At 54.5% G+C, this 26929-nt stretch carries 24 protein-coding genes and 1 pseudogene; 10 read left to right on the forward strand and 15 right to left on the reverse strand.

Annotation, left to right across the window (positions count from 1 at the left end; genetic code table 11):
* Window positions 1-85: 85 nt before the first annotated feature.
* The gene (locus tag RAC89_RS07940; RefSeq protein ID WP_306612881.1) at window positions 86-667 is read right to left on the reverse strand and encodes a DNA-3-methyladenine glycosylase; all 582 of its coding nucleotides are present in this window, start codon (window positions 665-667) and stop codon (window positions 86-88) included.
* Window positions 668-822: 155 nt separating this feature from the next.
* Here RAC89_RS07940 and RAC89_RS07945 point away from each other — a divergent pair, with 155 nt between their 5' ends.
* Window positions 823-1344, forward strand: coding sequence for a Gmad2 immunoglobulin-like domain-containing protein (locus RAC89_RS07945; RefSeq protein ID WP_306612883.1), 522 nt, complete (start codon window positions 823-825; stop codon window positions 1342-1344).
* A gap of 62 nt (window positions 1345-1406) precedes the next feature.
* Here RAC89_RS07945 and RAC89_RS07950 read toward each other — a convergent pair whose 3' ends face one another.
* Entirely contained in the window at window positions 1407-3290 is a 1884-nt protein-coding gene (locus RAC89_RS07950) for an MHYT domain-containing protein (RefSeq protein WP_306612885.1), read from the reverse strand.
* A 141-nt stretch (window positions 3291-3431) separates the two neighbouring features.
* Here RAC89_RS07950 and RAC89_RS07955 point away from each other — a divergent pair, with 141 nt between their 5' ends.
* A complete protein-coding gene (locus tag RAC89_RS07955; RefSeq protein ID WP_306612886.1) occupies window positions 3432-4304 on the forward strand; it encodes an SDR family oxidoreductase in 873 nt (290 codons plus the stop codon).
* A gap of 274 nt (window positions 4305-4578) precedes the next feature.
* Here RAC89_RS07955 and RAC89_RS07960 read toward each other — a convergent pair whose 3' ends face one another.
* Together RAC89_RS07960 and RAC89_RS07965 are read right to left on the reverse strand one after the other, a co-directional pair.
* Entirely contained in the window at window positions 4579-5043 is a 465-nt protein-coding gene (locus RAC89_RS07960) for a YhfM domain-containing protein (protein WP_306612887.1), read from the reverse strand.
* A gap of 152 nt (window positions 5044-5195) precedes the next feature.
* Window positions 5196-6923 (reverse strand): methyl-accepting chemotaxis protein, encoded by a 1728-nt coding sequence (locus tag RAC89_RS07965; RefSeq protein WP_306612889.1) that lies wholly within the window; start codon window positions 6921-6923, stop codon window positions 5196-5198.
* Window positions 6924-7180: 257 nt separating this feature from the next.
* Here RAC89_RS07965 and RAC89_RS07970 point away from each other — a divergent pair, with 257 nt between their 5' ends.
* Window positions 7181-8224, forward strand: a complete 1044-nt coding sequence (locus tag RAC89_RS07970; protein WP_306612890.1) for a BMP family protein — start codon at window positions 7181-7183, stop codon at window positions 8222-8224.
* Between the two features lie 73 nt (window positions 8225-8297).
* On the opposite strand, the gene RAC89_RS07975 is transcribed toward RAC89_RS07970, so the two are convergent.
* Window positions 8298-9011, reverse strand: a complete 714-nt coding sequence (locus RAC89_RS07975) for an HAD family hydrolase (protein ID WP_306612891.1) — start codon at window positions 9009-9011, stop codon at window positions 8298-8300.
* A 203-nt stretch (window positions 9012-9214) separates the two neighbouring features.
* Here RAC89_RS07975 and RAC89_RS07980 point away from each other — a divergent pair, with 203 nt between their 5' ends.
* From RAC89_RS07980 to RAC89_RS08000, 5 genes are all read left to right on the forward strand, one after another.
* A complete protein-coding gene (locus RAC89_RS07980) occupies window positions 9215-9577 on the forward strand; it encodes a hypothetical protein (protein ID WP_306612893.1) in 363 nt (120 codons plus the stop codon).
* Between the two features lie 116 nt (window positions 9578-9693).
* Complete coding sequence (locus tag RAC89_RS07985) at window positions 9694-10188, forward strand: cation:proton antiporter regulatory subunit (RefSeq protein ID WP_284641809.1); 495 nt, start codon at window positions 9694-9696, stop codon at window positions 10186-10188.
* Between the two features lie 2 nt (window positions 10189-10190).
* Window positions 10191-11435 carry a cation:proton antiporter gene (locus RAC89_RS07990; protein ID WP_306612896.1) on the forward strand — a complete coding sequence of 415 codons (1245 nt, stop codon included), beginning with the start codon at window positions 10191-10193 and terminating at the stop codon, window positions 11433-11435.
* Window positions 11436-11544: 109 nt separating this feature from the next.
* On the forward strand, window positions 11545-12381 hold the full coding sequence (locus tag RAC89_RS07995; RefSeq protein WP_306616066.1) for a YitT family protein: 837 nt from the start codon (window positions 11545-11547) through the stop codon (window positions 12379-12381).
* Between the two features lie 29 nt (window positions 12382-12410).
* On the forward strand, window positions 12411-13241 hold the full coding sequence (locus RAC89_RS08000; protein WP_306612898.1) for a YitT family protein: 831 nt from the start codon (window positions 12411-12413) through the stop codon (window positions 13239-13241).
* A gap of 52 nt (window positions 13242-13293) precedes the next feature.
* Here RAC89_RS08000 and RAC89_RS08005 read toward each other — a convergent pair whose 3' ends face one another.
* The 9 genes from RAC89_RS08005 to RAC89_RS08045 form a co-directional block, all read right to left on the reverse strand.
* The gene (locus RAC89_RS08005) at window positions 13294-14484 is read right to left on the reverse strand and encodes an anhydro-N-acetylmuramic acid kinase (protein WP_306616067.1); all 1191 of its coding nucleotides are present in this window, start codon (window positions 14482-14484) and stop codon (window positions 13294-13296) included.
* Window positions 14484-16103, reverse strand: a complete 1620-nt coding sequence (gene nagZ, locus RAC89_RS08010) for a beta-N-acetylhexosaminidase (RefSeq protein ID WP_306612900.1) — start codon at window positions 16101-16103, stop codon at window positions 14484-14486. Before nagZ ends, RAC89_RS08005 begins: the two co-directional genes overlap by 1 nt.
* A 35-nt stretch (window positions 16104-16138) precedes the next feature.
* Complete coding sequence (locus RAC89_RS08015) at window positions 16139-17308, reverse strand: exo-beta-N-acetylmuramidase NamZ family protein (protein WP_306612901.1); 1170 nt, start codon at window positions 17306-17308, stop codon at window positions 16139-16141.
* Between the two features lie 30 nt (window positions 17309-17338).
* Window positions 17339-18076 carry a DUF2189 domain-containing protein gene (locus RAC89_RS08020; protein WP_306612902.1) on the reverse strand — a complete coding sequence of 246 codons (738 nt, stop codon included), beginning with the start codon at window positions 18074-18076 and terminating at the stop codon, window positions 17339-17341.
* 29 nt (window positions 18077-18105) lie between these two features.
* Window positions 18106-19215 carry an ABC transporter ATP-binding protein gene (locus tag RAC89_RS08025; RefSeq protein ID WP_306612904.1) on the reverse strand — a complete coding sequence of 370 codons (1110 nt, stop codon included), beginning with the start codon at window positions 19213-19215 and terminating at the stop codon, window positions 18106-18108.
* Between the two features lie 12 nt (window positions 19216-19227).
* The gene (locus RAC89_RS08030) at window positions 19228-20061 is read right to left on the reverse strand and encodes a carbohydrate ABC transporter permease (protein ID WP_306612906.1); all 834 of its coding nucleotides are present in this window, start codon (window positions 20059-20061) and stop codon (window positions 19228-19230) included.
* A 15-nt stretch (window positions 20062-20076) separates the two neighbouring features.
* Entirely contained in the window at window positions 20077-20994 is a 918-nt protein-coding gene (locus RAC89_RS08035; RefSeq protein ID WP_306612907.1) for a carbohydrate ABC transporter permease, read from the reverse strand.
* Window positions 20995-21210: 216 nt separating this feature from the next.
* The gene (locus RAC89_RS08040; RefSeq protein WP_306612908.1) at window positions 21211-22590 is read right to left on the reverse strand and encodes an ABC transporter substrate-binding protein; all 1380 of its coding nucleotides are present in this window, start codon (window positions 22588-22590) and stop codon (window positions 21211-21213) included.
* 50 nt (window positions 22591-22640) lie between these two features.
* A complete protein-coding gene (locus tag RAC89_RS08045; RefSeq protein ID WP_306612909.1) occupies window positions 22641-23495 on the reverse strand; it encodes a MurR/RpiR family transcriptional regulator in 855 nt (284 codons plus the stop codon).
* A gap of 198 nt (window positions 23496-23693) precedes the next feature.
* Here RAC89_RS08045 and RAC89_RS08050 point away from each other — a divergent pair, with 198 nt between their 5' ends.
* Together RAC89_RS08050 and murQ are read left to right on the forward strand one after the other, a co-directional pair.
* Window positions 23694-24623 (forward strand): BadF/BadG/BcrA/BcrD ATPase family protein, encoded by a 930-nt coding sequence (locus RAC89_RS08050; protein ID WP_306612910.1) that lies wholly within the window; start codon window positions 23694-23696, stop codon window positions 24621-24623.
* A 42-nt stretch (window positions 24624-24665) separates the two neighbouring features.
* On the forward strand, window positions 24666-25574 hold the full coding sequence (murQ, locus tag RAC89_RS08055) for an N-acetylmuramic acid 6-phosphate etherase (RefSeq protein WP_306616068.1): 909 nt from the start codon (window positions 24666-24668) through the stop codon (window positions 25572-25574).
* A gap of 189 nt (window positions 25575-25763) precedes the next feature.
* On the opposite strand, the pseudogene RAC89_RS08060 reads toward murQ, so the two are convergent.
* Window positions 25764-26908 (reverse strand): annotated as a pseudogene (locus tag RAC89_RS08060) (IS3 family transposase).
* Between the last annotated feature and the right edge of the window lie 21 nt (window positions 26909-26929).

Raw genomic sequence — 26929 nt, forward strand, 5'->3', positions numbered from 1 at the left:
TGCGAGCTGTAGGATCGGAACCGGCACAATGCTGCAAATTGTGATAAGATCCAACACCGCCTCCGTACAACTTCCGCTTGAATACCTACGAACGCTTGGGATGGCCTGCCTCCGGCCCGTCTTCATTCACAAATCTCCACAGCAGCTCCTTCCCCTTCGATATACCGATACGGGGCGTGCTTCGAGTGGGTTCGCTTGAAGTATGCCATTCCAAAAAAAGCTCCCCTTCCGGCTGCTGAAGAAGATCGTAGCCGTTCCACTCCATCCCGATTCCCATCGCCTTGGCCAGCTTCCCCGGGCCATTAACCAGTTGACGGTCAGGTACCCCGGGACGGTTCGCCCGCAGCAGCTCGATCCCCTCGATGGGCCACCCTCCCCTTAGCAGCACAGCCCCAACCTCGCCGCTTCGGTGCGCCACGATATTCATGCAATGGTGCATGCCGTAAATGAAGTAAACATACAGCCTTCCCGCTTCCCCGAACATCAAGTGATTGCGCGGCGTTCTTCCGCGATACGCATGGCTTGCAGGATCATCGGAGCCGCGGTAGGCTTCTGTTTCGGTAAGCTTGACACGGATGTTACCCTGCAGCGTTCTTCGTACCAAATGACAGCCGATTAGCTGCCTTGCCACCTCTACCGTGTCCTGTTCCAGAAGTCTTGGGTCCATAGGATTCCCCTCCTTCACTTGCCCTTTTGTTCTTGCTCCCTTCAAAACATTATTACCTTTACCCGGTGAAATCAGCCCAAATGTAATCGTATTGAAACATCTGCCGCCGCGCACGCGTCTGAAATAGTACACGATGCGAAAAAGGAGGCAGATCCATGAAAGCACGGTATCGGACATGTTCGCTTATCATCAGCTTGTCGTTGATCGCAGCCGTGGCGTCCGCCTGCGGGAAGCAGGCGCCGGCCGGCCAAACTCCACAGGCTTCGCCGCCACCGGCCGTAACGCCGCAGCCCCAGCCGGAGCCGCAGAAGTCAGCTCCTTCCCAGCCATCCGATCCGAAGCAGGCCCCCCAAGAAGCGAAGCCTTTGCTGGAAAACAACGCCTTCCGGCTGATAAGCCCGGCGCCCGGAACAAAAGCCGCTGCAGGTATGACGGTAAAGGGGAAGGCCCGCGTTTTCGAGGCCTCTTTCAGCTACTCTCTTGAAGATGGACACAATATCCTTGCCGAAGGCCATGTCATGGCAAAGCAAGGAGCGCCCGAGTGGGGAGATTTCGAATTTGTCATTAAGGAGCTCCGGAAGCCGACCAGCCCGAACGGTGTACTTACGTTATACGAAATTAGCGCCAAGGACGGTTCATGGGTGAACGAGCTCCACATTCCCGTCAAATTCGATTAAATGCAGCAAAGCCGACGGTTCTCCACTTCAGGAGAGCCGTCGGCTTGTTGTAGGTTCCGAACTCAATCCGCAAGCCCCAGCTTGACCGTAAATACCATAGTGGTCCCTTGCTCACTGCCTAGGGGCCGTGCTACATAAATGCTGCCGCCCATCATCTCAACAATTCGCTTGCAGATGGCCAGCCCCAGACCGGTCCCGCCATGCTTGCGAGCCATGGAAGAGTCCAGCTGGTGAAACGGCTGAAATAGGTGCGGGATCTCCGCTTCCGGGATGCCGATTCCGGAGTCTTTTACCGTAAATTCCAGATCAATATGTCCAGGCGTCCTTTGCCGTTCCCGAACCTCTATTACAATGACACCTTGAGCGGTGAACTTGACCGCGTTGCCGATCAGGTTAATCCACACCTGCCGAAGGCGGACGATATCCCCGATCAGCACTTCGGGAATCGAAGGATCCGCACTGACCCGGATGGCAAGCCTCTCCTCCTGCAGCTGTGCTTGGAAGAAGCGTACGGTTTCCTCCAGGCTGCCGATCAAATCAAAGGGCTGCTCCGCCAGGTTTACCTTGCCGGAATCCATTTTGGAGAAATCCAGCAAATCGTTAATGACAGAGAGCAGTGCCCTGCCGCTGCTTCCGATAATCCCGGCATACTCCCGCTGTTCCTCGCTCAGCTCGGACTCCTCCAGCAGCTCGCTCATGCTGATCACCCCGTTCAGCGGAGTCCGAATTTCATGGCTCATGACGGCCAGAAATTCGCTCTTGATGCGCGCCGCACGCTCCGCCTCCAGCTTGGCCTGCAGCATGGCCTGCTCGGTATTCTTCTGCTCGGTGACATCCTTCGATATCGTATAAATGTCGACGATTTTTCCCTGGGCCTTGGACGGCACCAACGTTGTATTTAAGTGAATCCCATAGCCTTCCCTGTGGTGAAAAACGAATTCGATTGTCTGCGGCTGTCCCTTCAGCACCTGCTCGAACCGCTTGCGAAGCCGTCCCAGCTGGGTCTTGTCCACAAAATCGGATAGCGGGCGACCCAAAAGCTCCTCTTGGGTATAGCCTGTAATTCGTTCGGCCGAAGGGTTCACCCGCTGCAGCCTGCCCTTGGCGTCATATAGACATACGATATCCGGATGGTGCTCGAATATCGAATCGTACCTGCGCTGGTTCCACTCGGCAAGCCGCAGGGCAAACCGGCGATCCAGGAGCAGGCTGACCGTGAATACGATCAGCAGCAAAAGCGAGGCGGCCCCAATAAGAACGGCGAGCAGCATCGGATGGATGGACGAACGGGCAAAGCTGACATCATGGCGGAGAGGATCCACCGAGAACTGTGCAGCGAGCATGCCGATATAATGCATGGCGGCAATACCGCAGCCGAGCAGCAGTGAGGCGCCGATTTTTGCCGTAACGGCTGCCTCGCGCAGGTGACGTTCCTGATGGCGCTGGTTACGATAAAAGAAGGAAAGCCGCATCGCCATGAAGGATATCCCAATGGCGACAAGGATGGATAAGACCAAATACAGCGGATCGTAGGTGATTGTTCCGGCCCATTGAATCGAGGCCATCCCCGTGTAGTGCATCCCCGATATGGCTACGCCCATCAGCAGTCCCCCTGCAAGAAGGCTCCGGAGGTTGCGGGCTTTGCCCGTAATGACGTATAAGGCGGCAAGCGCGGCGATGATTGGAAAGACTGCCGAAACAACAACCAAGCCGATATCATAATGAACGTCCACCGGTAGATGAAACGCCAGCATGCCGATAAAATGCATGGACCAAATTCCGATTCCCATGGCAATCGATCCGATGATCAGCCATAACGTCCGGGACCGGCCCTCCAGCCTGTGCATCCGCTCAATCAGCTCAAGAGCACAATAGGAAGAGAACACCGAGATCATGACGGACAAGATGACCAGCGGCCAGCTGTAGGTGCCTTCCAAATGTTCCATAGGTTCCTCCCCGCCTGTTCAAGGTTGAATTCCCTGCTTTATCTGGGTAATTATAACATATCCCTTTTCATTCCTTGACCCTTTTCATGTAAAATGGGTCCATTGGATTACACAATATGGACGAGTGGGAGGCGATTGCTGTTGCAGTCAAGTTATGGAAGGCAACAGGGAACAAGCAAGGACAAGCCTTTTGCCGTCGTTACGGGGGCTTCGAGCGGATTCGGCCTGCTGATCACGTTAGCGCTGGCCAAAGACGGATATCGCGTAGCTGCGGTCCTCCGCGACCTAAGCCGGGGCGATGCCTTGCGGGAATCCCTTCAGAAAGAAGGCTTGTCCGGCGAAGCGGACCTGCTGGAAGCGGATGTGACCGATGAGGCCGCCGTGCGGCGGGTCATTCAAGAGACAATAGGACGGTACGGCCGAATCGACCTGCTTGTCAACAATGCCGGCTTCGCCTTGGGCGGGTTCGTGGAAGAGGTCCCGATGGAAGAATGGCGGCGTATCATGGAGACGAATTTCTTCGCGCTTGTTTCCATGACAAGGGAGGTGCTGCCGATCATGCGCGCCCAGCGCAGCGGGTGTATCGTGAATATGAGCAGCATCAGCGGCCGGGTAGGCTTCCCGGCTTATGCACCGTACGCAGCCTCCAAGTTCGCGGTGGAGGGCTTCAGCGAATCGCTTCGGCTGGAGATGCAGCCTTATGGCGTTAATGTTGTACTCCTGGAGCCGGGTGCCTACCGCACAGAGATATGGAATAAGGGCTTCGCCGCCATCCAGCGTTCGCCTGACTCGGCGTACGAACCCTCCCTTGACGCGGTGCTGCGGTACTCGCAGCGCTCCGCGGCACAGGCGCCGGACCCTCGGGAGGTCGCCGAGGCCGTGGTTCGCATCGCGCGGGATATGCGGCCGGCGCTGCGCTATCCGCTCGGGCGCGGTACGCGGCTGACGCTTGCGGCGAAGGCGCTGCTGCCGTGGCGGCGATTCGAGCGGCTGGTGCAGCGGCTGCTGCGGTAGGGCTCGGGCCGGCGGGCCGCTGAGGCCTTCTTGCCGGGCATGTCGGAGCTTAAACCGGCCTGCTCGGCACCTTGTACGCCTCCTCGTGCAGTTGTGTACCTCCCATCCCCCGCGCAATCGCACATCTGCAACTATTTCCGCCATTTCACACTATTCCCCCACCTGTAATTGCAAATCTGCCATTGCAGACCTCAAGCCTTCTCAACACCTGCAGCTCTACTCCCCCCAAAAATAAATAAGCACCTGCCGAAAGGGATCGGCAGACGCTTCTGATTTATTTTACATACTCAATAAGTTGCTGTGTTAATGATTTAGATAGTGTATAACCGACGCCTGTATTGCGGACACTGACCCACATACCCTGCTCGGCATCCGGCCGCAGCCAGAAATGGAAGGACATGCTGTCGTTATTTTTACCTTTGATGACGAAATCATAGTCCGGTACTCGGGTATCCAGAACACCCGGAATTTGCTCCCCCGTCTTGATCGCCTGCAGCACCACATCATGCTGCTCCTTCATCGTCAGCTTGCGCACCAGCTCTGTACCGATGTCCCCATGTGCCTTGGACCGGTAGACATAAATCTCTGCGACCCCCTGCTCCTCCAGAAGGCGCACGATCTGATCCCGGGTTAACGGACGGGTTTCTCCCCCTGGACTAGGATCCGACTCGCATCCCGCCGTTACAAGTGCAAACACTAGCGAGACGAACAGCAGCAACCTCATGACCTCGTATCTCATACAGCACTCCCAGCATAGAACGGTTGCCCTTATTTTACCACACAGGACAAGTCCTTTATACGCTCCACGGCAAAAGGCTTGCTACCATTCTGCTCTGCGCTTGCCGAAGCCTCACTAGAGGGTAGTGGCCTTATTAACAGCGATGCCATGTTTCATGATTTTCTGGGAACCGATGTAAAACGAAGCGTAATATCGTGCAATTCTTGAGCCATGTCTGTCAATGCCTTGACAGCATCGGAAATTTCCTCCATCGTAGCCAGCTGCTCCTCGGAAGAGGCGAATACATTCTCCGTATTTTCGAAAGCTGACTTAGCGATGCTCTCCATGTGATGCAGTGACGCCGTAATCTGGTCCGCGCTTGCCGACATTTCCTCCGATGCAGCGGATACCTCATGGATTTGGGAGGCTACTTCCTGAATGGCGTGGAGAATGGAAGTAAAGGCATCCCCCGCTTCCTTCATCAGGATCATTCCGCCCTCCACTTCACGATCCCCTTTTTCCATAGCCACAATCGCTTGAGTCGTCTCCGTATGAATCTGTCTTACGATTTGAACAATCTGATCCGCCGATTGCCTGGATTGCTCGGCCAGCTTACGTACCTCATCCGCAACAACCGAGAATCCGCGCCCGTGCTCTCCGGCTCTCGCAGCTTCAATAGCCGCATTCAAAGCCAACAGATTGGTCTGGTTCGAGATGTCCGTAATCACATCGACGATTTGACCGATTTCCTTGGAACGTTCTCCAAGCCGCTTCACCATTTGCGTGGACGATGATACCGAGCTGCGGATCAGGCTCATCTGGTCTACCGCGCTTTGAATGGAGCGATTTCCTTCATCGGCTTGCCTCGAAGCCCCGACGGAGGTTTCGGTCACATTGCCCGAGAACTCTGCGATCCGCTTGACCCCTGCGGCCATCTCCTCCATCGCCCGTACGCTCTCGTTCGTACTCTTCAGCTGTGTTTCCGCCCCGCCTGCAATCTCCTGAATGGACATCACTACTTGATTAACCGCCTGGCTTGACTGCTCGGAGCTTGCGAGAAGCTGCTCCGTGCTGGCAGAAAGATTTTGAGATTCCTCGGTTATTTTCACAATGATGGACTGCAGCCCCGAAACCATGCGGTTAAAGTCGCCGGTAAGCAAACCGATTTCATCCTTGGAATCGTAATCGCCCCGAACGGTTAAGTCGCCTTCCTGCGCCCTCGCCATGAGCTTCTGAATGCTGCGAATCGGTCTTGTGATCATCTCCGAGATGCCGTATCCGAAGACGCTACACAGGAGAATGGCAACCAGAGTGACAATAATCGTAATGACATTCGCCGTACGGGAGTTTTGAATGCTCTCTTCATAAAAAGCCTTCGCATCCTCTTCGTTGTATTTCACGGCATTCTCCAAGCTCTTTATCATTTCCGCCCGGATCGGCTTGAAGGATGCGACGTATTCCTTGTGGGCCGCCTCCTTCTGGTTTGCGACCGCGAATGCGTCCACCTGCTTCTTGGCTTCGTTGTTTTTCGGAATCAGATCAACAAACTTCTTATACTCCTCCTGCGCTCGCGGGGAAAGAGCGATGGATTCCAGCTCCTTGCGGATCGCTTGATTCGAGTTCCGCTGATCTGTAATTTGCTTTTGTATCTGCTGAATTAAGGCTTCGTCCCGTGCGAGCAGCAATTCAAGCTGCAAGGAATCCATCTGGGAATTGCCGAACAGGAGACCTTCGATCAAGCTGTTCGGTTTTAGCTTTTCCTCGTACATGGCACGAGCCTTCGTACCCATCGCATTCATAGCAATGTAGCCGGTGATACCGACCAAGAGAAGAGACGCAATCGCTATTCCCAAGATGCTGAAAATTTTGGTACGGGTTTTTAAGTTTTGTACAAATTTCATCGGTGATAACCCAAGGTTCATTTCGTTACTTCCCTCTCTCGTTTGTCAAAATATGTTATAATGTGTCATTTTTCCCATGTGTTTCGGGAATACAGTCCCGATTATAGTACAACATTACCGTATTTTTCAAGAATACTGTCGAATTCTGTTAAATTATTCACATTTTTCACGGAAAAGATTGACAAATGAACTGGCCATGGATTATTCTCGGTTTTGTCCGGACACAACGATGACACTGACATAAGGAGATTGGACGCATGAAAAAAGGACTAAAAAAGCTTACTTTGGCAGGTTTGGCAGCAACCGTTATGATGTTCTCTACAGCATTTTCGTGGAAAGAACCGCAACAAGAGCACTCTTCGCTTCCTGCGCAAAGCAATAAAGCATTTAAGGTGGCCCTTTTGCTCCCGGGCAATGCTCAGGATGGCGGTTTCATGGAATCCGCTTACCAAGGCCTTATGAGAGCACAGCAAGATTTCGGAGTGCAGGTTACATACAAAGATAAGGTTCCGCATGATACGGAGAAGCTGTCCGAAGCGCTTCGCGAGCTGGCCAAGACGAACCCTGATATGATCATAGGGCACGCCGGTCAAAGCATGGAAGCCGTGAACATCGTATCGAAGGAATTTCCTAAAATTAAGTTCGTGAATACGCAAACAAATTTGACCGGCGAGAACGTATCCAGCTACCAGGTGCTTCAAGAGGAATCGGCATGGCTGGCCGGAGCTGCAGCCGGATTATTAACAAAAACGAACACAGTCGGACATATTTCCGGAGCAAAGGTTACCCCTGGCTTCAAGGGCCGCGCCGCCTTTGCCGATGGCTTGAAATATACGAATCCGAACGCAACCTTTTTGACCACCTTTACCGGAAACCAGGACAACGCTGAGCTCGCCAAAAGGGTAGCCCTGGCGCAAATCGAATCCGGTGCCGATATGATTTTTACCATGCTGAATATGGCCCGCCAAGGAGTAATCGATGCGAATCGTGAAACGGGCACACATCAATTCGGCAACGTACGCGATTATTACAACGACGCTCCGGATGTCTTCATCGGCTCCGCTGTCTCCGATGCAAGCCGCACCGTGTACAGCGCCATTCAGGATCTAGTCGAGCGCGATTGGAAAGCCGGTTCCGTTGTGCTGATCGGACTCGAAGATTCGGAAGCGGTCCGCTTGGCGCTTTCCCCGGAAGTGCCGCAAGAAGTGAAGGATAAGATTGAAGAGCTGTCGCAAAAAATACGCTCCGGCGAAATCGTCATTAATTTGAACTATACCGGTCCGGAATTTACGAACTATTAATTCGGAAGTAATAACAAAAAAAGAGCAGGGATAACGGAGAATTCCTTTCCGCTACCCCTGCTTTTTATCTGTTTCAACGTAAATAGTTAATTAACTGGCCTAAATCCTCTATACAGCCTACGGGCTGCACACCGCGCTTTCTCATCGTTTCCATCGAGGTCCGGTAGCTGACGAATCGAATGCCGGCCGTTTCTGAGCCCTTGCCGTCGATCCAGGAATCTCCGACCGACAGCCACGCCTTAGGAGGCACCTTACCAAACCGGCTCAGCACAAGCTCATAGCCGGAGGGCGACGGCTTCAGCGCCGTCATCTGCTCACGTCCGACAATCAAGTCGAAGCAGTGCGCGATGCTTGTAGCTTCCAGAGCCCGAACTGCGGCCGGATAGGCATTGTTCGTTACGATCGCGAGCAGATAGCGGCCCTGCAGCATCTCAAGCAGCTCTACCACGCCAGGCTCCAGCCCGGCATCGGCCATCCCTTCCAGCTCATGCTTCGTGGCGATATCCATGATGCGGCGGACCTGCTCCTCCTCGGCACCCTGCCGCTTCGCATGCTCAATCAGCGTAGCGCAGGTGTGCTCTTCAAGAGGAAAGGGCTCCTGCAGCAGCCGCTGTTCCAGCAGATACTCATAAGTCTCCTTTTTCATTGAAGGAAAATCAATTCTGGATTGCAGCAGCGTATTATCCATATCGAAAATAATGCCCTGAACTGTGCCCCCGATCGACCGAAACCCTTTCATCGTCGCCATCCGCCTCCTCACTTGAGCCCATTGTACAACATCGGCCATCTGCAAGGAACCCCCCTATGCTTTCGCGGCAGCCAGCCGAACCTTCCGGTTCACGTTCGATGAAATGGCGGTCAAGTCTTTGAACGACCGAATGGCGACGTTTAGTTACCGTCATGGACATCAAAAGGTTTGAAAAAAAGGCGTTTTTCAGGTATAATTGAATTGATTTCGCTTATTTTTCAAAGAAAAGGGGGTGTAAACGTATGATTCGTCGTGCTTTCTCAAATAATCGCTGGTTATCTTTGCTTCTGATTGTCGTGTTCATGCTCTTCGCATCGCCTACTCCGAGCCTTGAAGTGAAGCCGCAGGAAACCGGCAAAAGCTCCTCTTCGATCGGAATTGATTACTTCGAAGCGAAATCAACCACGCGCCCCCACGTCTCCACGTTCGATGACAGTCTGGAATTTGCGAAAGCTGCCCCGCTGTTCTCATTGCTCTTATGCGCTATGATGAGCTTGCTTTGCCGTACTCTTCGCAGCACACATGTGCCCTTTGAACCCCTCATTTCTAACCGTTTAACAGGACGGTTCTTATTTCCTATCCAACGTACCTCCAATTACGTGTAAGCCGTAGCTTAAACTTGACGCAGAAAACCCGATGGCGAGTTTTTATTTCGCACATTGCATGGTTGTATTTGTGCTGCATGTTTAAGAAACGGATCACACGGGAGGAACTTACCTAGATGAATATACGAGAAACAGACTTGCCTGGAATTGGCAAAAAATACTTGATCGATACACGCAGCGGAGAACGGCTGGTCATTATTATCCACGATGACGGTCGGCGCGAGATGTACCATTTTGAACACGATGACCCGGATGACAGCATCTCCATGGTGTCGCTGGACGACGATGAGGCGAGACAGGTAGCCGGAATTATCGGCGGCATGACGTATAAACCGAAAGCATTGGAAACGATCGAGGTAGCCCTGGACGACTTGATTATCGAATGGTACAAAGTGGAGCCTCACGCCAAGTCCATCGGTCAAACCATCGGAGAGCTGCAGGTCCGACAAAAAACAGGAGCAAGTATTATAGCCGTTGTGGGGAAGGATGGCTCCAAGCATATCAATCCGGGGCCGGACTTCAGGGTCGGTGCGGAATCCACACTTGTCGTAGCCGGTGAGCGCCGAAACCTCAAATTGCTTAAAGACATCTTACAGAATGGTGGTGATTGATCTTGGATCACATCATTCTGGAGGTAGGCTTAGCGGTTGCATTGATTGCTTTGGCGGGGCTGCTGTCAGCCAAATTGCGGTTTTCCGTCATTCCCTTCTATATTCTTATGGGAATGGCGGTCGGGCCCCACGCGCCGGAGCTATGGCACTTTGATTTCCGGTTCATAGAAAGCGCGCCTCTCATCGAGTTCATGGGCAGACTCGGCGTCCTCTTCCTGCTGTTCTATCTCGGGCTGGAGTTTTCCGTGGGCCGCTTGATCAAATCAGGACGCTCCATCGTTGTCGGCGGAACCATCTATATTTTAATTAATTTTACCTTGGGTTTGCTCTTCGGCTTAGTTACCGGCTTCCCGTTTAAGGAAATTCTCGTCATTGCCGGGATCACGACCATCTCCTCCAGCGCTATCGTCGCGAAGGTATTAGTGGACCTCAAGCGGACGGCCAATCCGGAAACCGAAATGGTTCTAGGCATTACCTTGTTTGAGGATGTATTTCTGGCGGTGTATATCTCTATCCTTTCGGGTCTTGTCCTCAGCGGCTCCACCTCGGTTGGCGGCGTGCTTCTATCCGCCTTGTTCGCACTAGGCTTTATGCTGTTCATCATTATTCTGGGGCGAAAAGCCGTCCCCCTGCTGAACCGGCTGCTGAATATTCGTTCGAATGAATTGTTTGTTCTTGTCGTGTTCGGCGCCCTGTTCCTGGTAGCAGGCTTCTCGGAAACGATTCATGTCGCTGAGGCGATCGGGGCCCTGCTGGTAGGCTTGGTGCTTGCGGAAACCGAGCATATGAAGCGGATCGAGCATCTCATTCTTCCGTTCCGCGATTTCTTCGGCGCCATTTTCTTCTTCAGCTTCGGTCTTACCATTGACCCGTTCTCGCTCGGCGGAGCCGTGTGGCTGTCCCTCGGTGCCGTAATACTAACGCTCTTTGGCAACGTTCTGGCGGGCATGCTCGCAGGACGAAGCGCTGGGCTGTCCCCGAAAGCCTCGACGAATATCGGCTTGACGATCGTATCGCGCGGAGAATTCTCCATCATCATGGCGAATCTGGGCAAAGCAGGCGGACTGCTGGCCATTATCCAGCCCTTTGCCGCCCTATATGTACTCATATTGGCCATACTGGGGCCTCTATTGACGAAGGAATCCAAAATCGTATATAAGCTGCTTGACTCCATCTTCCGGTTCAAGGGAGGAAAAACCAAGGATCCGCTCGCAGAACAAGCCGTTCAAAAGGACGGAGGAGCCTAGCGCTGCTTATAGATAAACTAGCTGTTCATAGAAAGGATGATTCAAATTGGAGCCTGTATCCTTGCAAGCCAGCACAGCGGCGCCGCAGCAGCATTCCAAGCTGTCCATAATGAAATTAATCCGGCGCATCGTTTTTATTTTTCTAGGCGCTTCCCTAGTATCCGTTGGTCTGGAAATTTTCTTGGTCCCTAACCGCATTATTGACGGAGGGATTGTAGGCATTTCGATTATCACTTCACACTTAACCGGACTTCCTCTCGGGATCTTTCTTACCGTTCTGAATTTGCCCTTCTTATTGATAGGGTACAAGCAAATTGGCAAAACCTTTGCCTTATCCACCTTGTTCGGTGTTCTTATCATGTCCGTAGGCACCAGCTTGCTTCATTCCGTCCAGCCGCTCACCATCGATCCGCTGCTTGCGGCGGTATTCGGAGGCATCATTCTCGGTGTCGGAGTCGGGATGGTCATCCGCTTCGGAGGTTCGCTCGACGGAACCGAGATTGTCGCCATCCTGTTCCAGAAGAAGCTTCCCTTTTCCGTGGGCGAAATCGTGATGTTCCTGAATATTTTTATTCTAGGCTCCGCGGGCTTTGTCTTCGGATGGGATCACGCCATGTATTCGCTGATCGCTTACTATATTGCCTACAAAATGATCGACATCACGATCGAAGGGTTCGACGAATCCAAATCCGTATGGATTATCAGCGACAAAAATAAAGAGATCGGCAACGCCATCCTGAATCGATTGGGCCGCGGCGTGACGTACCTCAACGGCGAAGGCGGCTACAGCGGCGGCAGCAAACGGGTCATCTTCTGCGTCATTACAAGGCTGGAGGAAGCGAAGATGAAGTCCATCGTCGAGGAAACGGACCCCACTGCCTTTCTGGCTGTCGGCAACATTCACGATGTTAAGGGAGGCCGCTTCAAGAAAAAAGACATTCACTAAATGGAATGTATCACCGGAGGGGAAGGCACATGGAGGCTCATCTCGGGTTGAAAGCACGAATCCTGCGCCTTGGCGCTATCCTGCTTGGTGTTGGTTTGATATCGGTCGGTCTGGAAATGTTTCTCACTCCGCATAAAATCATTCCCGGAGGCGTGAAAGGGGTCGCGATTCTCCTCTCTCATCTGACGGAAATGAAAATGGGTCTGATTTTATTGTTTATCAATTTGCCTTTTGTCCTGTTCAGTCGGAGGAGGAGCTGGAGAACCATTCTCTCCTCCCTTATCACTTTGCTCATTGTTGCGATTTGCTCGGTATTCATGTACCCGTTCCCGCCATTGTTTCAAAACCCGCTTCCGGCCTCCATTGCAGGAGGGCTTACGCTGGGGATCGGAATCGGTCTTATCATCCGCTTTGGCTGGTATGTGGACGGCGTACATGATGTCGCTTTCTACCTTCAGCAAAAAACAAAACTAACGTTAAGCGAAGTCATCATGATCTTGAATATTTTGCTGCTGGCGAGCGGAGGCTTCCTCTTCGGCTGGGATCAAGCGATCCACTCGATCTTCGCTTACTATGCTGCGTTTCGAGCGGTCGATTTCACCTTGGACTTCCGCAGCAGGAAAATGGTGCTGATCCATTCCTCCTGCCGGAGAGAAGTCGCGCAAACTTTATTGCAGGAATTCCGAGGGGACATCCAGCTGCTGGAGAAGGAGCAGACGCGGGGCGGCCAGCAAGAGCATCAGCAATTATTCCTGGTCATCGCCGGGAAAGAGGTCAAACGGCTGCGGTCGACGGTGCTTCGGATTGATCCATACGCGCAGGTCGTCGTGTCCTATTCAACCGCCTCGCATATTGCATAAAACACCCCCTCCTTGCCACATTGCTTCATGTGGACGGGAGGGGGTGTTTCTTTTAAGGCAAGGCCAGCTTGCCCATGATGGTATGAGCTGCGGCCCCTGTGGCAGCCGGAAGATTGTTCGGCACACCGTGCAGCATGTTGTTGCCGAAAATCGCGAAGCAGATCGCTTCCTTCGCATCGCTGGAGACGCCCAGCTCATCGGAGCTAAGAATGCGCTGCTCCGGGAGCAGCTCGCCGAGCATACGCATCAGTGTGCCGTTGTGGGCTCCGCCCCCGCTGACGATCACCTCGTGCATAGCGTAGTGCGGCAGCACGAAATTACGATAGCCCGAGGCGATGCTCTGAGCGGTGAACGCCGTGAAGGTAACGACGATGTCCTCGGCGCTTAAGCCTGCGGCGTTCATGCGGCTCAGCCATTCGGCGGCGTAAGCCTTGCCGAACATTTCGCGGCCCGTCGTCTTCACCGGCGGCATCGAGAAGTACGGATGGCTGAGCATGGAGGCAAGCAGCTCGGCATGCGGCCGGCCCTGCGCTCCCCAGCGGCCGTCCTCATCGTAGGATAGGCGCCCGCCGGACAGCTCGATAACCGCTTGGTCGATCAGCATGTTCCCCGGACCGGTATCGAAGGCAATGATCTGCTCCGGCTGCCCGTCGGCCGGAATGGCCGCACAGTTGCCGATGCCGCCGATGTTCTGCACGATGCGGCCCTTTTGCTCGTCGCGGAACAGAATCAGATCGCCGTAAGGCGTCAGCGGCGCTCCCTGCCCGCCCACGGCCATATCGGCTGTCCGGAAATCGCCGACGACCGGCGTTCCGGTCAGCTTCGCAATGACGGATATATCCCCGATCTGGAGCGTCGAGCGCACCCAATCCGGATGAGCTGTATCAAGCTCAGGGATATGCCATACGGTCTGACCGTGAGAGCTGATCAGGTCGATATCGCTCATCTGAAGGCCTGCGGCTGTAACAGCCTCGGCCGCCGCGGCCGCGAACCGCTGTCCGAGCTCGAAGTTCATCGAGCATACCCCCGCCGTGTTCGAGCGGTCGAGACTGCAGAGATCCTTCAACCGCTCTCTTAGCTCCGAGTCATAGGCTACGCTGTGAAAGTAGACGAGCTCCACCTTGGAGGTCAGCCCGGAGCCGGCAATGCGGACCACGGCCGCATCGATTCCGTCCAGCGACGTTCCCGACATCAGACCGACAATGAGTCTTGCCGGCTTGCTCATAGCAGCACTCAGCCCCATCATCGGCTGCCGCCTCCCGCCAAAACCGTCTCGCCTTCGCTCAAGGTAATCGGCAGCTTGCCTCTTGCCTTGCTATCGCCCATCAACACCTTCGCCGTGCTGCGGAGGGCAAGCGGACGGTTCTCGTAGGCAACAACGTACGTCGAAACGGCAGGGAACGCCAGCAGGTCGTACGGACTGCGCTGCGCTACGACGGTAATCTCCTTGCCCAGCGCAAGCAGTTCGCGAATGAGCTCAGCCTGAGCGGGATCAAGATAGGCATTGTAGGTAGCGATGATGACTTGACGCTCGTAGCGGACCGCACTCAGCAGCTCCTTCTTCAGCTCCTCCACCTTGGTCAGAGGCACCACCAGCTCCGTCACCTGAGCGCCCAGCTCCCGAAGAGCCGAGCCGAGCGTCAGCTGTGCATCCACTGCTTCATCCACCTGCGTCAATACAGCGCCTTCGATGGAAATCAGGAAGAGCGAATCCTCCGTGCGAAACGGCAGCAGTCCCGCTTCGTCCTTCACCAACGTGATCGAGGACTCGCTGATGCGACGGGCAACCGCTTTATGCTCCGCCGTTCCTACAACGGCTTTCACTTCCACAGCTGCGGCGGGCTCATACAGGCCGCGCTTCTCCTTTAATGCCAGCAGTCGATTCACCGACCGGTTAATCCGCTCCTCAGAGAGACGTCCGCTGCGCACAGCCTGGAGCAGTGCATTGATGGCACCCTGCTGGCGGTCATGGCTGTGACTGATCAGTACAAGATCCGCTCCGGCCTCCACGGCCATCACGGCAGCCTCCACCGTGCCGAAATGCTCGGCAATCGCGTTCATTTCCATGCAGTCCGTCATAATGACGCCTTCGTAGCCCAGCTCCTCACGAAGAAGTCCCGTCAGCACGGCCTTAGACAAGGTAACCGGCAGCTTCTGAGACTCGAACGCCGGGAACACGACATGCGAAGACATGATGGAGTCCACCCCGGCAGCGATGGCTTCCCGGAACGGGCGCAGCTCCACCTGCTCGATCCGCTCGCGGGCATGCGGCACCGTCGGGAGATCCAAGTGCGAATCCACATTCGTATCTCCATGCCCCGGAAAATGCTTCGCCGTCGCGATGACCCCGGCAGACTGCAGGCCTTGCAGTGTCTTCACGCCGTACTCCGCCACCTTCGCCGGGTCTTCGCCGAACGAGCGGACGCCGATCACGGGATTCGCCGCATTGTTATTTACATCCAGCACCGGCGCATAGTTCAGGTTGATCCCCAGCGCCTTCAGCTCCTGTCCGCAGATGAGGGCCGCCTGATAAGCCTCCTCCAGGCTTCCGGCCGCCGCAATCGCCATCGCACCCGGCATGAGCGCCACGCCGTCGGTGATACGCGCCACCATGCCGCCTTCCTGATCGATCCCGATGAAGAGCGGCTCCTGCCCGCTCGCCGCGGCAGCTTCCTGCAGCGCGGCGCTAAGGCTAACAACCTGTTCCACATTTCTCACATTGCGGGCAAAATAAATAACGCCCCCGATCGCCTTCTCCCGGATCAGCCGCAGCACTTCCTCCGACGGCTCCGTCCCCTCGAAGCCGCACATGACCAGCTGGCCGATTTTTTGCTCTAGGGTCATTTGCTCTACTTTTCTCATCAACCGCTATTCCCCTTTCCTCTCTTTCGATTGAATCACGAATATAGCAAATACGGCTTTCTAGCTTCCTTCCATTGTAGTTCCGCTTCGAGGTACGCTTCCTTTAAGCTCTGGAGCCCGTTGCCCGTACCTAATAACATTCTTACCTCATCCCCGCCCGATAACAGGTCGATAAAGGATCGTCCGCCCTCCCGGACCGGCGGCAGCCACTCGAAGGACTCCGGATACAGCTTAGCGATCGTATCAAGCAGCGTCAGTCCGGTTTCTACGGCACGGAATGCTTCCGGTCCGGTCACGAACAGCCTTACCCCGCCGCACAGCGTCCCTTGATGCTTGGAAAAGGTCGGCGTGTAGTACACCGGCTGCGCATGGACGCCAGGAAGGCTCAGGGCGCGCAGCTCCTTGGCCAATTGCTCCGCGTTGATCCAGGGAGCCCCGATCATTTCAAAAGGCAGCGTCGTCCCCCGTCCCTCGGATACATTCGTTCCTTCGAACAGGCAGGTGCCCGCGTAAACTCTTACCGTATTTAGGGACGGCATGTTGGGTGACGGCAGCATCCAAGGCAGGCCCGTCTGATCATATTCCATGCGCCGATCCCAGCCCTCCATAGGTACGACGGACAAATGGCAAGACTTTGGCAGCCTGTCATTCACCCACAAGGCGTATTCGCCGATCGTCATTCCGGTTGCATAAGGCGTCCCGGCCACGGCGCCGACCATTGACTCATAGCCGGGCCGCAGCAAGCTCCCTTCCACCCGCCAGCCTCCGAGCGGATTGGGCCGATCCAATACGATCAACTCCTTCCCCGCCTCCGCGCAGGCTTCCATGAGGTAGACCATGGTCGAGAGATACGTATAGAACCGGTTGCCGGTGTCCTGGATATCGAACAGGACGATGTCGATGTCCTTCAGCATTTCCGCTTCCGGTTTCTTTCTGGTGCCATAAAGGCTGTAAACCGGGATGTTCAGCTCCGGATGCACCGCATCCTCGAACCGCTCTCCTGCCTGAAACTCACCGCGCAGTCCGTGCTCGCACGCAAAGAGCGCGGCCAACCGCCCCGAGGGCAGCGCCGCGCATTGCTCCACGGTAGTGACGAACTGCCGGTTCACACCGGTAGGGTTGGTCAGCAGCCCTACGCGTTTGCCGGATAGCTTCGGTTCCATCGAATGTAATCGGTCTGCGCCGACTGCGATTTGTCCTGCCATCGCTAATCACTCCATTGTGGATATATTTTTTTATCCTTGTGCCCCTTGCAGCTCATGCTTATCTTCCGGCCATTGACGACCTTGCAAAGTCCAGCTGTCCTGCAGCTCCTTCCGGTCGTCTTGTTCCTCTTCCGGTCCTTGCAGCAGGTTACGGGTAATGAGGTTTGCGTAGATCCCGAGCGTTCCGGTAAACAGGAAAGCAAAGCCAACGACCGTCAAGCCGAGCAGTACGGTCAATGCAATCACCTGTACGAATGCACCAAAGGTGTAGCCCGGATGGGTTACGGTCAGCTTCACGCTGCGTCCCACCGCCCGGAACAGACTCTCCCGCTCCTGAACGATCAAGGGCAGCGTATATACCTGGGAGACAAAGAACATCGCGACGAAATACGATTGGAAAATCGCCAGCGCCCAGCTCCACATGCTGTCCTTGCTGCCGTAGAACCACCAGGTTGAAGCCAGAATCAGCACGAAGAGGGCGCACAGCAAGCCAAAGCCTACGGCCGGCAGGAAAAAGCGCAACGCTCCTTCGAACACGTCCTTCAGCCGCGGCCGCTCTCCGGACACGACCCGGTAGCAGGCGTGAAATACGCCCGCGACGAGCGGCGCGTAGATGAGCGGGAGCACCGCCAGCGCTACCCCGATCGGCAGCAGGAAGATGACCGGGACGAGCACGAGCGAGCTCACGGCGCTGAACAGGAACACCGAGATCATCTCCCGGTATACGTACCCGCCCGACTTCACGATCATTTCATTCAGCTTACGCATGGTATCGCCCTCCAACATACTGATTTTAGTTATCCCAGCTCAATCCGCGCTTCCGTCTTCGGATCGAAGAAGTGCGCCTTGTTCAGGTCCAGCACGAACGTCTTCGCCACACCTATGCTGGCGGATGTCTCCGGATGCACCTTCGCCGTCACCATCCGCGAACCTACGCGGAAGTACAGCAGGTTCTCGGAGCCAAGGTTCTCGACCACTTGTACGACAGCGTTCATCTTATGATCATGCGCCACATGCAGCGCGAAATCTTCTCCGTAAATATTCTCCGGACGAATGCCCAGCACTACGCTCCGGCCTTCGTACGCCTTCAACCCGCGAGCCGCCTTCTCCGGCAGCACGAACGATGCGCCCTCCACATGAACACGGCCGCCTTCTACGCGGGCATCCATGAAGTTCATCGCCGGCGAACCGATGAAGCCCGCTACGAACATATTGCTCGGGTTGTTATACAGCTCGGTCGGCGCCGCAATCTGCTGAATCACGCCGTTGTTCATCACGACGATACGCTCGCCCAGCGTCATCGCCTCCACCTGATCGTGCGTTACGTACACGATCGTCGCGCCGAGGCGCTTGTGCAGCTCCGACAGCTCCACGCGCATCTGGATGCGCAGCTTCGCATCAAGGTTCGACAACGGCTCGTCGAACAGGAACACCTGCGGGTCGCGTACGATCGCGCGGCCTACGGCCACCCGCTGGCGTTGACCGCCGGAGAGCTCCCGCGGCTTGCGGTCAAGCATCTCGCTCAAGCCCAGAATCGCCGAGGCCGACTTCACCTTTTCCTCGATCTCCGCCTTGCTCTTCTTCAGGTTCTTCAGTCCGAACGACAGGTTCTCGCGGATCGTCATATGCGGGTACAGCGCATAGTCCTGGAACACCATAGCGATATCCCGATCCTTCGGATGCAGATCGTTCACCACGCGGTTGCCGATAAGGATTTCTCCGCCCGATACGGTTTCGAGACCGGCTAACATGCGAAGCGATGTGGTTTTGCCGCAGCCGGACGGGCCGACGAACACGACGAACTCTTTATCATTAATGACAAAATCCGAACCGGCTACCGCCGTGAATTTGCCCCGTTTTTCATCCTCATATTCCTTGCGCACATTCTTAAATACGACTTGAGCCATATCCCTTACCTCCTAGCCCTTAACGGCTCCAATGGTGATACCCTGCAGGAAGTACTTCTGCAAAGCGAAGAACAAAATAATCATAGGCAGCGCGCCGATTGTCGCACCGGCCATAATCGCGCCGTAATCCGTCGACTCAGCGAAGCGGAAGCTGGCGAGACCGACCTGAATCGTCCGCATTTCATTGCTTCGCGTTACGAGCAAAGGCCAGAAGAAATCGTTCCAATGCGCCACGAATGTGAAAATCGCAAGCACCGCCAAGCCGGGCTTGGCCATAGGCAGAATGATTTTATAAAAAATACCGAACTCACTGCAAGCATCGATTCTCGCTGCATGAATGAGAGACGTCGGCAGCGTGGACATGTACTGCTTCATTAAGAAGATGTTCCCTACTCCAACCAGTGCCGGCAAAATCATCGCCGTATACGTATCGCCCAGGTTAAACGTATTGATGACGAGCACGTACAGCGGGATCAAGGTTACCTGAGACGGGATCATCATGGTGCTGAGCAGCACCCAGAAGATCGACTTGTTGCCCGGGAATTTCAGCTTCGCGAAGGCGTAGCCCGCCAGGGAGGCGAAGAATACGTTCGTCAGCGTCAATACCGCGGATACGAACAAGGAGTTGAACAGCCAGCGGAGTGCGGCGGTTTTGCCGAAGAAGCGCTCGTATGGAGCCACCGACCATATTTCCGGGATCATCTGCGGCTTGAAGGACGCTGCCGCCAGCGAATCCTGGAAGGATCCGATGAACATCCAGTACAGAGGGATCACCGTGATGAACGCCCAGAAGAGCAGCACAAGGACGGAGATGCCGATAAACGTTTTTTTGCTAGTGCTTGTCATGAACGGATCCCCCCTTTAGTACTCGATGTCCGTCGAGAAGTATTTGAACTGAATAATGGAAATGATGATAATGACAGCCGCCAAAACGAACGATTGCGCGGAAGCAAGACCGAATTCGTAGAAGACGAACGCCGTTTCGTAGATCAGATAAGCGATGGTCGTCGTCGCAAAGTTCGGACCGCCCTGTGTCATCAAATACACGCTGATAAACACCTGGAACGACATGATCACGCCCGTTACGAGAAGATACAGTGTCGTCGGCTTCAGCAGCGGCCAAGTGATTTTGCTGAACTGCGTCCATGCGCTGGCATGGTCGATATCCGCCGCCTCATACAAGGACTTCGGAATCCCGCCCATCGCCGCGAGGTACAGAATAATGCCGCTCCCGTGCGAGCCCAGATACGTCATCAGCATTAGCGAAAATAACGCCGTGCTGGACTGTCCCAGCCAAATGACCGGCTCAAGACCGAACAGGCCGAGCACCCGGTTGAACAAGCCGCCTGACGTCGGATCGAACATGGCCAGCCACACGAGGGACAGCGTAACGCCGGAGGCCACGGAGGGCAAGTATAGCGCCGCTTTGAAGAAGGTTTGCCACTTGGTTTTCATCTGATAAATCAGATAAGCCAGCACGAAGGTAATGATAATATTGACCGGTACGGTAAAAAGCGTAAACACAGCCGTGTTCTTCATCGACTTCCAGAACACATCGTCCGTGAACAGCCGGGAGTAGTTGGCCCCGCCAATCCATTTGGACTTCATAATGCCGTATTCCTGAAAGCTCATAACGAACGCCGAGAGCACCGGGTACAGCGTGAAGAGGAGAAACAGAATCACCGGCACGGAAATAAAGAGATAGGCCCAGCCGTACTCCCGCCAAAATTGGGTGAACCGGCTCCGCGTTGGTGTCGATTGTGCGATTGATGGTTGCATGTAGGTCTTACCTCCTTAAACAAATCCCCCAAAAGTAGTTAAGTGAACTCCGAAGCTTTTGCGGGAGCACCCGTTGTTGGGAATGGCTAGGCTGCTGATAAAGGGTAAAAAGAAAGTACAAGCCGGGAAGCCCGGCCTTCCAGGCTGTCTCGATACCGAGCTGCTGACGCCGGACTGCTTCCCGTTTGTACTTTGCAGCGTTACTGTAAGTTCAACTTACTGACCGAACATTTGCTTTCCTTTATTTTTGAAGTCATCAGCCGCTTGCTCCGCCTTCTTCTCGCCGGCGAGCACCGCTTGGAAGTTCGGCTTCACTACTTGCTCGTTGAACTGCTTCATCTTCGCAGCTTTGTCTACGTCTAAGTTCAGCTCTACTGGAGCAACCATGTTCTTCGCCATGATCTCAGCTGCAGCCAGGTTCGTCTTGCTAGCCTTGCCTTTGCCTTCGAATTCCTTCGCTTGCGACTTACGCACGAACGGCAGACACAGCTCGTTAGCGGAGTTACCGGCCTTGGCGCCGCTCAGCGCTTCCATCACGAGGAACGTGTTCTTCGCGTGCTGCTCGCCCTTGTCGTTCTTTTGCTTAAAGGCTACATAACCTTCGCCGCCCATGGTTGTTTTCGCTGGGTGGTCTTTATGATGAGGAACCGGCAGCAGGATGAATTCGATCTTCTCGCCCTTCACCTTGCCTGCGTCGATGTCCTTGTTGCGGTTTTGGATGATAACATCATAGTAAGGAATCGCCTTACTGATGATCGCCGCTTTGCTGTCGTAGAACATTTCCGTACGCTTCGCCGGCTGCAGCGCCGCGCTTTCCTTCGGCATAATGCCGTCCTTGATCATGTTCTCCATGAACTTGAGCGTATCCAGGATGCGGCCGTCGTTCCACTGGAACTTGCCGTCCTTGTCGAGTACATCCGGCATGCCGGCATTGCGGGAGAGCATTTGAATGAAATCAAGGCTTGTGCCGTCCGTAACCAGACCGTATTGCTGGGAGCCGTCAGGCAGCTTCTTGGTCAGCTTCTTCGCCGCATCGTTAAACTCTTCCCAAGTCCAGCCCTTCTCCTGGATCTTCTTCCAGTCGATGCCCGCTTCCTCAAGAATACGCTTGTTACCGCCCCATGCCCATTGGAATTGGTAGATCGGCAGGCCATACTGCTTGCCTTGGATTTGTCCGAGCTCCAAAGTGCCCGGCAGGTAATCGTCCTTAATTTCCTTGGTCATGTACTTATCCAGCTGCAAAGCCAAACCCGTATTGACGTATTGGCCTGCTACGGAGTGGAAGTACAGATCCGGCGGGTCGCCTGCGTTCAGGGCAACGTCGAATTTTTTCGGACCTTCCGCCCAGGAGAGCATTTCGTACTCTACCTTAATATGTGGATTGGTTTTATTAAAATCGGCAATCAGCTGCTTCAAATCATCTTCATACGTGGCATGCACCGGGTAAGTCCAAACCTTAACGGTATCCGGCTTCTTGTCGTCAGCCGCAGGCGCTGCTCCTTTGTTGTCGGCAGGTGCAGGTGTGGAACCGCCGCTGCAGGCTGTAAGCGCCATTGCGCCGGCAAGCATGATGGACATGATCTTTACTGATTTCATTCGCTTCGTCCCCCATATGATCATAGTGTTGGTGCCTTGCATGCCTTGCATTATCTGCTCAGGTCCTTAATGGCCGCCCGGCTTCTGTCCAAATACTCGACCGATTTGTCATAGTTGCGGCTCGCCACCCCAAGATACAGAATGTCAATGACATTCAGCTGGGTAATACGAGAGGCCATCGCACCGCTGCGAATTTCATTCTCTGTAGAAGAAATGCAGAGTGGAATGTCCGAATGTGCATGCAGTGAGGTCGTTCCGTACTTGGTGATGCTGATGGTTGTCGCTCCTTGCTCCTTAGCCGATCGGAGGGTGGCGATAACCTCGCGCGTCTCTCCGGAATACGATATTCCTACGGCAACATCCCTAGGTGTCAACGTCACGGCTGTCGTTAGCTGCACATGAGGATCGAAGAAGGCGAAACATGTCTTATTGATTCGTAAAAACTTCTGCTGAGCGTCCTGCGCTATGAGGTTGGATGCCCCGACTCCGAAAAAGTAAATGCGAGCGGCCTGGTCCAGCGCCTCTACCGCTTCCTCCACCTTCGATGCATCCAAAATCTTGACCGTATCGCGAATCGACTGGATATTGTTCGCCGATACATTCTCGATGATGGTCGTGATGGAATCGTGCGGTTGAATTTCCTGATACCCTTGCTTGCCCTGCGATGCTACCGTCTCCTGCAAGTCTCCCGCAATCTTCAGCTTCAGGTCGGGAAATCCCTTCAGCCCGAGTGACTTGCATAAGCGAACGATGGCCGCCTGACTTGCTCCGCTATACTCCGCCAGCTGTGAAACCGACAGCTCGACGGTCTGCTTCGGGTCGGTTAAAATATATTCCGCGACCTTCCGCTCCGAAGGGTTCAGCTGATTCATCGCTTCCCTGATCCGGACGAGCCCACCATTCATAAAGCATCTCACCCCGCTCTTCTCTCTATGTATCCTGAAGCGATGCATAGGCTTTCATGGTATCGCTTCCAGACGAGATTCATTATAAATCCGCTGAAACAAAATTTCAATAGTTATTTTTACAATAAAATTTTATTTTACATGGACAGGCTTTATCGTTTATACTCAAACTACAATTCCGGCAAGAAGGTGACCCTTGTGAAACGTTATATAGGTGTAGACGGCGGAGGGACAAAGACCGAGCTAGTCATCACCGATGAAGCCGGTATCCAGCTGGGAAGCCTGATCGGGGGTTCAACGAATCCTCATTCGATGGGGTTCGAGGCAGCTGTTACCGAGCTGTCGGCATTATTGAAGCAAGCTGTCGAAGCTTATGGAGCGAAGGAGATGCACTGGAGCATCGGACTCGGCATGGCCGGCGTCGGAACCCCCGAGGAGCAAGCCGCTATGTCGGCCGCTGTGACGGACGCTCTTCCAGGTCTTCTGGCAGAGGCTGGCACGAAAGTACATGTTATGAATGATGCGGAAATTGCTCTGGCCGCAACGCTGGAACGAGAGCACGGCGTCCTGGTGATTTCGGGCACGGGCTCGATCGTCTTTGGCCGCACTCCCGATGGAATACAGTATCGCGTCGGCGGCTGGGGCCATTTGCTGGGGGATGAGGGCAGCGGTTATAAGGTTGGCCTCGATACGCTTCAGACGGTGATGCGCAGCTACGACGGCGTTCTTCCCGAAACCATGATGACGCAGCTGATTATTGACGCTTACGGCTTTTCTTCCATTACGGAGCTCAAGGGCTATATTTATCGACCCGAGGTAAGAAAGCAGGACATCGCCGATTTCGCCAAATATGCCATTATCGCCTCCAAGGCGAACGATGAGCTGGCTGTCCAGCTGATCGAACGCAACAGCTTGGAGCTCGCCGGGCATACATATACACTCATCGGCAAGCATCCTTGGTTCGCCCAAGCGGATCTGGTCCTTAGCGGCTCGATCTTCAGCCACAGCGAGCTGTTTCGGGATACGTTCCGGCAGCACCTGGCTTCCGCTTATCCGCACGTGCGCATTCACGAAGCGAAGCGTTCTCCCGCTTATGGCGCCGCCCGTTTGGCTAAGGCACGAGATTAGAGAAATAGAGACTAGACAGAAGAAGGAGCCGACTCCATGAACATACAGCAATTAATTCAATCGCTGATTACCGAACAACCGAATGAACGCACGAAGCAGATTGATCAGCTCCCTACCGAGCAGATCCTGACGCTGATTAATGATGAGGACCGATTAATTGCCGATGCCGTTCGCGGCTTGATTCCTCAGCTCACTCAGGCGGTGGATCGCATCGTCGAGTCCTTCCGCAAGGGCGGCCGTCTGTTTTACATCGGCGCGGGCACCAGCGGACGCATAGGGATCCTTGATGCGTCCGAATGCCCCCCCACCTACGGCACGCCGCCGTCCATGGTGCAGGGGATCATCGCCGGAGGGTTCCAGGCGATCAAGGATCCGGTTGAGGGCGCAGAAGACAGCGAGGAGCTCGGCGCCTCCGACATCGATAAGCATGGCGTGGATGCGAACGACGTCGTTGTCGGCATCGCTGCCAGCGGCCGGACCCCTTATGTGCTGGGCGCTATGAAGCGCGCGAAGGCGTTGGGTGCCGGCGTCGTGGGAATTTGCAACAACCACGACACGCCGATGTCTGCGCTGGCCGATATCAAGCTGGAAGCCGTCGTCGGTCCGGAGGTCGTGCTCGGCTCCACGCGAATGAAGGCCGGCACTTCACAGAAGCTCATCCTGAATATGCTGACTACGGCGTCCATGATCCGCATGGGCAAGGTGTATGGCAACCTGATGGTGGACCTGCAGCCGTCGAACGTCAAGCTCGTCCATCGCGCGAAGCGGATCATTACGATGGCGACCGGCGCCAGCGAGGACGTAGTCGAGAAGGCCTTCAACGAGGCCGGCGGCCAAGTGAAGACAGCCATCGTCATGATTCTCGGCGAGGTCGACTGCCACAAAGCGACGGAGGCGCTGGCAGCGACCGACGGCTTTGTCCGTAAGGCGCTGGAGAAGCTGCGGGGTTAAGTATTGGAAGGGCTGGTCACGTGATCCGTAGGGATCTGGCGACCGGCCCTTTTTGCTGGCACATCCGTACCGCTGCATTCAGGCCCCGCTCACAAACTCTATCTCTACACCGAGCGTAATCGCAATTTTGCCACTATTCATGCCACCCCATCCTTCTCTGGACCTCTGTCAAGAAAGTAGACACAGAAACTATGAAACCTGGTGTTGTTCATAGTACCTCTTCTCGCACTGATGCGGGGTGAGATAACCAATCGTCGAGTGGATGCGGATCCGGTTGTAGTCGAACTCAATGTACCGGTAAATTGCATCATACGCCTGTTTTCGGGTGTGAAACTTTGTTTGGTACACGAGCTCTTTCTTCATTACGCTGTGGAAGGACTCGATACATGCATTGTCGTAGCAGTTGCCCTTACGACTCATGTCGCCAATCATCTCATGCTTCGTCAGCCGCTCGCGGTATTCGTTTGAGGCATACTGTGAGCCTCGATCAGAATGGTGAATTAGACCTGGAGGAGGCTTTTGCCGTTCACAAGCCTGGTCAAACGCTTCCAACACTAGTTCTTTGGTCATTCGCTCCCCAAGCGCCCAACCGACGATTTTGCGAGAGTACAGGTCCATCACGCTCGCTAGGTAAACCCAGCCCTTAGATGTCCCAATGTACGTAATATCTGTTACCCATACCTTGTTCGGTGCAAGTACGTTAAAGCCGCGGTTTAACACATTGTCATACACCGGTTGATTATGTTTCGAGTTGGTGGTTGCTTTGTATTTCTTCACTGTGCAAGAGCGCGACCCCATCTCTTTCATCAGGCGAGCCACTGTTTTCGTCGAGATGGTATCGCCTTCTTCACGCAATTTGGTCGCAATCTTATCACTGCCGTAACGACGCTTGTAGGCATAGAAATGATGCTGGATTCGCTTCATCCGTTTCTTGCGAAGCTTTTCCTGTTCGCTTGGCTTTCGGTTCAGCCACTTGTAGTAACCGCTTCGGGAAACGCCCATCACAGAGCACATCTTCTCAACACGAAACTGGAAGCGGAATTTACGGATAAACGCGTAAATCAGTCTCGGTTTTTCGTGAAGAAGTGCATCGCCTTTTTTAGAATCTCGTTCTCCTCTTGAAGTTCTCGATTCATCTCTTCGAGCTTTTTGAGTCGTTCGTAATCGACAAACAGTTGCGACTTTTCACCCGTGTTGGTAAACTGCTTTCTCCACGCTCGAATGCCGCTTACAGGGATATCCAATTCTTTGGACACTTCGGCTGGGGTTTTCCCACTCTCTTGCATGTGTTTTACGGTTTGACGCTTGAACTCTTCATCAAAATGCTGACGAATATCTCCCATGACACACCTCGA

The sequence above is a fragment of the Paenibacillus sp. GD4 genome, assembly GCF_030846225.1.
In the GTDB taxonomy this organism is placed as follows: domain Bacteria; phylum Bacillota; class Bacilli; order Paenibacillales; family NBRC-103111; genus Paenibacillus_G; species Paenibacillus_G silviterrae.

What these genes read in the sequence shown, in the direction of transcription:
- nagZ (WP_306612900.1), bottom strand. Translation starts at nt 16,103, where the DNA reads ATGAGAAAAGTAGAGCAAATGACCCTAGAGCAAAAAATCGGCCAGCTG.
- RAC89_RS08000 (WP_306612898.1), top strand. Translation starts at nt 12,411, where the DNA reads ATGGAGGCTCATCTCGGGTTGAAAGCACGAATCCTGCGCCTTGGCGCT.
- RAC89_RS08005 (WP_306616067.1), bottom strand. Translation starts at nt 14,484, where the DNA reads ATGGGGCTGAGTGCTGCTATGAGCAAGCCGGCAAGACTCATTGTCGGT.
- RAC89_RS07995 (WP_306616066.1), top strand. Translation starts at nt 11,545, where the DNA reads ATGAAATTAATCCGGCGCATCGTTTTTATTTTTCTAGGCGCTTCCCTA.
- RAC89_RS07965 (WP_306612889.1), bottom strand. Translation starts at nt 6,923, where the DNA reads ATGAAATTTGTACAAAACTTAAAAACCCGTACCAAAATTTTCAGCATC.
- RAC89_RS08015 (WP_306612901.1), bottom strand. Translation starts at nt 17,308, where the DNA reads ATGGCAGGACAAATCGCAGTCGGCGCAGACCGATTACATTCGATGGAA.
- RAC89_RS07960 (WP_306612887.1), bottom strand. Translation starts at nt 5,043, where the DNA reads ATGAGATACGAGGTCATGAGGTTGCTGCTGTTCGTCTCGCTAGTGTTT.
- RAC89_RS08045 (WP_306612909.1), bottom strand. Translation starts at nt 23,495, where the DNA reads ATGAATGGTGGGCTCGTCCGGATCAGGGAAGCGATGAATCAGCTGAAC.
- RAC89_RS07945 (WP_306612883.1), top strand. Translation starts at nt 823, where the DNA reads ATGAAAGCACGGTATCGGACATGTTCGCTTATCATCAGCTTGTCGTTG.
- RAC89_RS07985 (WP_284641809.1), top strand. Translation starts at nt 9,694, where the DNA reads ATGAATATACGAGAAACAGACTTGCCTGGAATTGGCAAAAAATACTTG.
- RAC89_RS07970 (WP_306612890.1), top strand. Translation starts at nt 7,181, where the DNA reads ATGAAAAAAGGACTAAAAAAGCTTACTTTGGCAGGTTTGGCAGCAACC.
- RAC89_RS07950 (WP_306612885.1), bottom strand. Translation starts at nt 3,290, where the DNA reads ATGGAACATTTGGAAGGCACCTACAGCTGGCCGCTGGTCATCTTGTCC.
- RAC89_RS08025 (WP_306612904.1), bottom strand. Translation starts at nt 19,215, where the DNA reads ATGGCTCAAGTCGTATTTAAGAATGTGCGCAAGGAATATGAGGATGAA.
- RAC89_RS07980 (WP_306612893.1), top strand. Translation starts at nt 9,215, where the DNA reads ATGATTCGTCGTGCTTTCTCAAATAATCGCTGGTTATCTTTGCTTCTG.
- RAC89_RS07975 (WP_306612891.1), bottom strand. Translation starts at nt 9,011, where the DNA reads ATGGCCGATGTTGTACAATGGGCTCAAGTGAGGAGGCGGATGGCGACG.
- RAC89_RS08030 (WP_306612906.1), bottom strand. Translation starts at nt 20,061, where the DNA reads ATGACAAGCACTAGCAAAAAAACGTTTATCGGCATCTCCGTCCTTGTG.
- RAC89_RS08040 (WP_306612908.1), bottom strand. Translation starts at nt 22,590, where the DNA reads ATGAAATCAGTAAAGATCATGTCCATCATGCTTGCCGGCGCAATGGCG.
- RAC89_RS08035 (WP_306612907.1), bottom strand. Translation starts at nt 20,994, where the DNA reads ATGCAACCATCAATCGCACAATCGACACCAACGCGGAGCCGGTTCACC.
- RAC89_RS08020 (WP_306612902.1), bottom strand. Translation starts at nt 18,076, where the DNA reads ATGCGTAAGCTGAATGAAATGATCGTGAAGTCGGGCGGGTACGTATAC.
- RAC89_RS07940 (WP_306612881.1), bottom strand. Translation starts at nt 667, where the DNA reads ATGGACCCAAGACTTCTGGAACAGGACACGGTAGAGGTGGCAAGGCAG.